This is a genomic window from Mesorhizobium sp. M8A.F.Ca.ET.021.01.1.1, from assembly GCF_003998025.1.
In the GTDB taxonomy this organism is placed as follows: domain Bacteria; phylum Pseudomonadota; class Alphaproteobacteria; order Rhizobiales; family Rhizobiaceae; genus Mesorhizobium.
The window spans coordinates 1-3,942 of record NZ_RZSJ01000566.1 but is presented as its reverse complement, the minus strand read 5'-3'; the positions used below and the strand labels follow the sequence as shown (position 1 = coordinate 3,942).

Annotated in this window: 3 protein-coding genes and 1 pseudogene; 2 read left to right on the top strand and 2 right to left on the bottom strand. The window is 65.8% G+C overall.

The window, feature by feature from the left end; all coding sequences use genetic code 11:
* Positions 1-742: pseudogene (locus EOA36_RS29855) on the bottom strand (helix-turn-helix domain-containing protein); the annotation flags it as partial.
* A 292-nt stretch (positions 743-1,034) separates the two neighbouring features.
* Between EOA36_RS29855 and EOA36_RS29845 the strand changes: the two are divergent.
* Positions 1,035-1,778: a thioredoxin family protein gene (locus EOA36_RS29845; protein ID WP_127280553.1), complete on the top strand. Its 744-nt coding sequence runs from the start codon at positions 1,035-1,037 to the stop codon at positions 1,776-1,778.
* 108 nt (positions 1,779-1,886) lie between these two features.
* Entirely contained in the window at positions 1,887-2,144 is a 258-nt protein-coding gene (locus tag EOA36_RS29840) for a hypothetical protein (RefSeq protein WP_127280552.1), read from the top strand.
* A 55-nt stretch (positions 2,145-2,199) separates the two neighbouring features.
* Here EOA36_RS29840 and EOA36_RS29835 read toward each other — a convergent pair.
* The coding region (locus EOA36_RS29835; protein WP_245464508.1) for an ABC transporter ATP-binding protein at positions 2,200-3,942 on the bottom strand (1,743 nt) is incomplete at its 5' end.

Genomic DNA, 3,942 nt, shown 5'->3' with positions numbered 1-3,942 from the left:
CGGGCCGGCTCGCCAGCGAGATCGTGACCCCGCCGCCGCGCAGGGCGTAGCGGAAGGCATCGACGATCAGCGCCGGCGATCCCTGCAACGCCTCGACCTCCTCGAGCAGCACCGGCAGCTCCCTGCCCTGCGTGATCAGCCGCGCCGCGGGCGTCTCCAGCGCCTGGCTTGCGCTCTCGACCTCCGCGATGAGGCCGGGAATGCCGGCTATGTGGGCGGCATGGCGCGCCCATTCCAGCGCCGCGCGCGCCGGCCTGGTCCGCAGGCGCCGCATGGCGATGCCGGCGACGGCAAGCTCGTGCGCGGCCCTGGCCGCCGGCGGAAGCGGCGCCGGGTCGAGCCCGGCCAGCACATGCTCGGCCTCGTCGAGGCGGCCGATCAAGAGCAGCCGCCGCACCTTGAGGTGGCCGGCATGCGCCGCGTTCAACCGGTCGCCATGCTTTTCCAGTGCCGCGCGGGCCGCGTCGAGCGCCTTGGCCGGCCAGCCGAGATCACGCGAGACCAGCGCGATCTCGGCCTCGGCGACGACGCAGCGGGCGCGCGCGACGGCCTCTTTCGGGTTGAACGCGCGCGCGGCCCGCCGCAACAACAGCTTAGCGCGATCGAAGTCGCCGAGCTGCGCCATGGCGATGCCGCGCAGCGCCAGCGCCGGCGCATCCTCGCGCAGGGCGACGCGGTCGAGCGCGCCGAGCGCATCGCCCGAAGCCAGCGCCAGCGCCGCCGCGTTGATCAGCGAGTCCATTCAAATCCCGTCACACTTGTAACTCCCACCTCGGCGCGGCGCTGCCCTACCTTAAGTCAGTACCGTCAACCAGCAAGTCGTGCCGGCAATGACGGCACGCAAGGGAGAACCAGAAAATGCCTGCCTCCACCGACCTCGACCTCGCCACGGCGAATGATCCGGCCAAGCACGCCGCGCGCCACCCCTGCTGCGCCGGGCCGGAACTCGCGGATTTCGCCGCGCCCGCAACGCCCCGACATTCCCAGGCAACACCACACCGCAACGACGCCACGACTGGCAAAGGAGAAGACCAATGAACATGACGATGAAGATGCCACCGATCGTTTCACGGCAAGACTGGGAAGCCGCTCACAAAGCGATGTTGGTGAAGGAGAAGGCGACGATGCGCGCCAGGGATGCGCTATCGGCCGAACGCCGCCGCATGCCGTGGACGGAAGTGGACAAGGCCTATGTTTTCGATGGCCCCGACGGCAAGGTCAGCCTGCTCGACCTGTTCGAAGGCCGCCGCCAGTTGATCGTCTACCGCGCCTTCTTCGAGCCCGGCGTCTATGGCTGGCCCGATCACGCTTGCCGCGGCTGCTCGCTCGGCGCCGACCAGGTCGGTCACCTCGCCCATCTCAACGCCCGCAACACCACGCTCGCCTACGCTTCGCGCGCCCCGCAGGCCGACATTGCACGGCTGAAGCAGCGGATGGGCTGGGAGATTCCCTGGTACACCATCACCGACAGCTTCGACAAAGACTTCGGCGTCGACGAGTGGCACGGCCACAACGTGTTCATTCATGATGGCGACCGCATCTTCCGCACCTATTTCATCAACAACCGCGGCGACGAGGCGTTGGGTACTGTCTGGAGCTATCTCGACGTCACCCCGCTCGGCCGCCAGGAGACCTGGGAGGACTCGCCCGAAGGCTACCCGCAGACCCCGCTCTACAGCTGGTGGAACTGGCACGACAATTACGAAGCTGGGGCCGACAAGAAATGGGCCGAAGTGTCAGCCGCCGGCGAGGCCGCGTTCCGCGACAAGAGCGAGTAGCAGCGCTTGGCGGGAAAGGGTGGCACGCCCCATCCTGCCTGGTTTCCTCTCCCTCGCGGAGCGGGGGAGAGGAACCCAACTCCTTGCCAACCATCAAGGGAAAAGACCATGAGCGACATTCATTCCGGCTCCGGAAGCGCGACCCCCGAAAACACCGCCACCCCCGGCATCGCCGACTGGCTGTGCCTCGCCGCGGCGCCGACCTTCGCCCTGATGGCGCTGGTCTCCTGTCTTCAGGGCGGTGGCGCCGCAATGCTGTGCATGGGCGCCTCGCCTCTTACCGGCATGCCGGCAATGTATCTCCTGATGAGCGCCTTCCATCTGACGCCCTGGCTGCGGGTGGTTTCCGGCCGGCGGGCCCGGTAGCAGCCGCCGCCCTGTAGCCCGACACAGGGCGGAGAGAGACAGGGCCTCGGACCTGTCAGAGGGTCGGTTCATGCTGGTAAAGCTCATCCATGCTGAGCGACGCCAGGGCCGCGAATGGGGCCTGCTTTTTCACACGGCCGCCGCTCAGGATCACCACGTCATCGCAGAACGAGATGGTGCTGTGGTGATGGCTGATCACGAGGGTCGTGCGGCGGCCGGCTCTCGACTTCAACGTCTCGACGATCGCCGCTTCCGACAGTCCGTCCACGGCATTCGTGGCTTCGTCCAGGATGAGCAGATCAGGATCGCGCACCAGCGCCCTCGCCAAGGCGATCCGCTGCCTTTGTCCCGCTGACAGATTGACACCCCTGTAGCCGACGACGGTATCGTAGCCCTGGGGCAGATGTTCAATGAACTCATGCGCTTCGGCCAGTCTCGCGGCACGCTCGGCATCGCTGCTCGTGGCGCCATCCTGGCCGTAGGTTATGTTCTCGGAAATGGTGCCGTCCACCAGTTCCAGCTCCTGGCTGGCAAGCGCGACGTGCTTTCGCCACTGGCTGGGGTCGATCCGGTCGAGCGGCGATCCATCGACAAGAATCCCCCCGGAGCTCGGCTCGACAAAGCGGCACAGGAGATTGACGATCGTCGTCTTGCCCGCCCCCGACCGGCCGATGAGCGCCGTCGAGCGGCCGCTTCGGATATCGAAAGTCGCCGAATGCAGCGCCGCCGCGCGTGCGTCCGTGCCGGAATAGGTAAATGCCACGTCGTCGAAGCTGATCCCTTGCCGCAAACCGTGGAATGGCCCGTCGCCTTGCGGAGGCTTGGGCTTGTCCGCCGGATCCAGCATCCAATCGACCTCTTCGAGCGACCCGCTCAAGCCTTGCAGCTGGCTCCACGACATTTGCAAAGCCCGCATATGCGGCTGCAGCCGGTAGAGCAGGATGACGAATGCGACGATCAGCGGGAAGCTCACATTGGCGAACCATGCGCCGATCACCACCGCAAGGAACAGCATCGCATGGAGAACCTCGGTCAGCGGTGGCAACGCCCCCTGCCGGGTAAGCAGGACGAAAGCAGCCCGGCGCACCGCGTCCGATGCCTGGTCGAACACCGCTTGCTCGCGGCTCTCCTGTCCGAAGATACGGATCAGGCGCCCGGCATGGACAAGGTGCAGCATCTGCGATGCGAGATCGCTGTTGCGGGAGGCGACGCTGCGGCTGGGCGCTTTCAGATTGGCCGAGAGAACGGCATGGACGACCTGGATGAGGGCCAGGCCCAATGTGACCAACAGTGTCATCTGCCACGACAGCAGGAGCAGGAACGCCAGCAGGATGATGGCCGCCGATGCGCTGACGATGGCCGACAGCATGATCTGGATCGCATCCGATGCCCGCCAGGATTCGTTCGAGATGATGTTGAGCAGCCGTCCGGGACTTTGCTGCAGGAAGAACGGGTAACCTATCCTGAGGAGCTGCTCCGACAGCGCGCTGCGGATCGAATGGCTTGCCTTGCCGTAAATGAAGGTGGTGAGCAGCGTGTTCGCGAATGCGAACACGTTCTTCAGGATGATCGAGCCGAGGATGGCGACCGAAATGACGATCAGCCGGTCGCGCTCGTCCAGGCCCGATCCGAAATACTGAAAGACGGCGGACAAGCCGGCCATTCCGGCCGCATCCGCGTGTCCCATGATTATGCCCAGCAAGGGGATGATCAAGCCTATGCCGAACCCTTCGAGGGCGGCGCCGACAAGACCAAGAACCACCACGGCCGGAAGCAGTCGCAACTGCTTCGTTCCGAG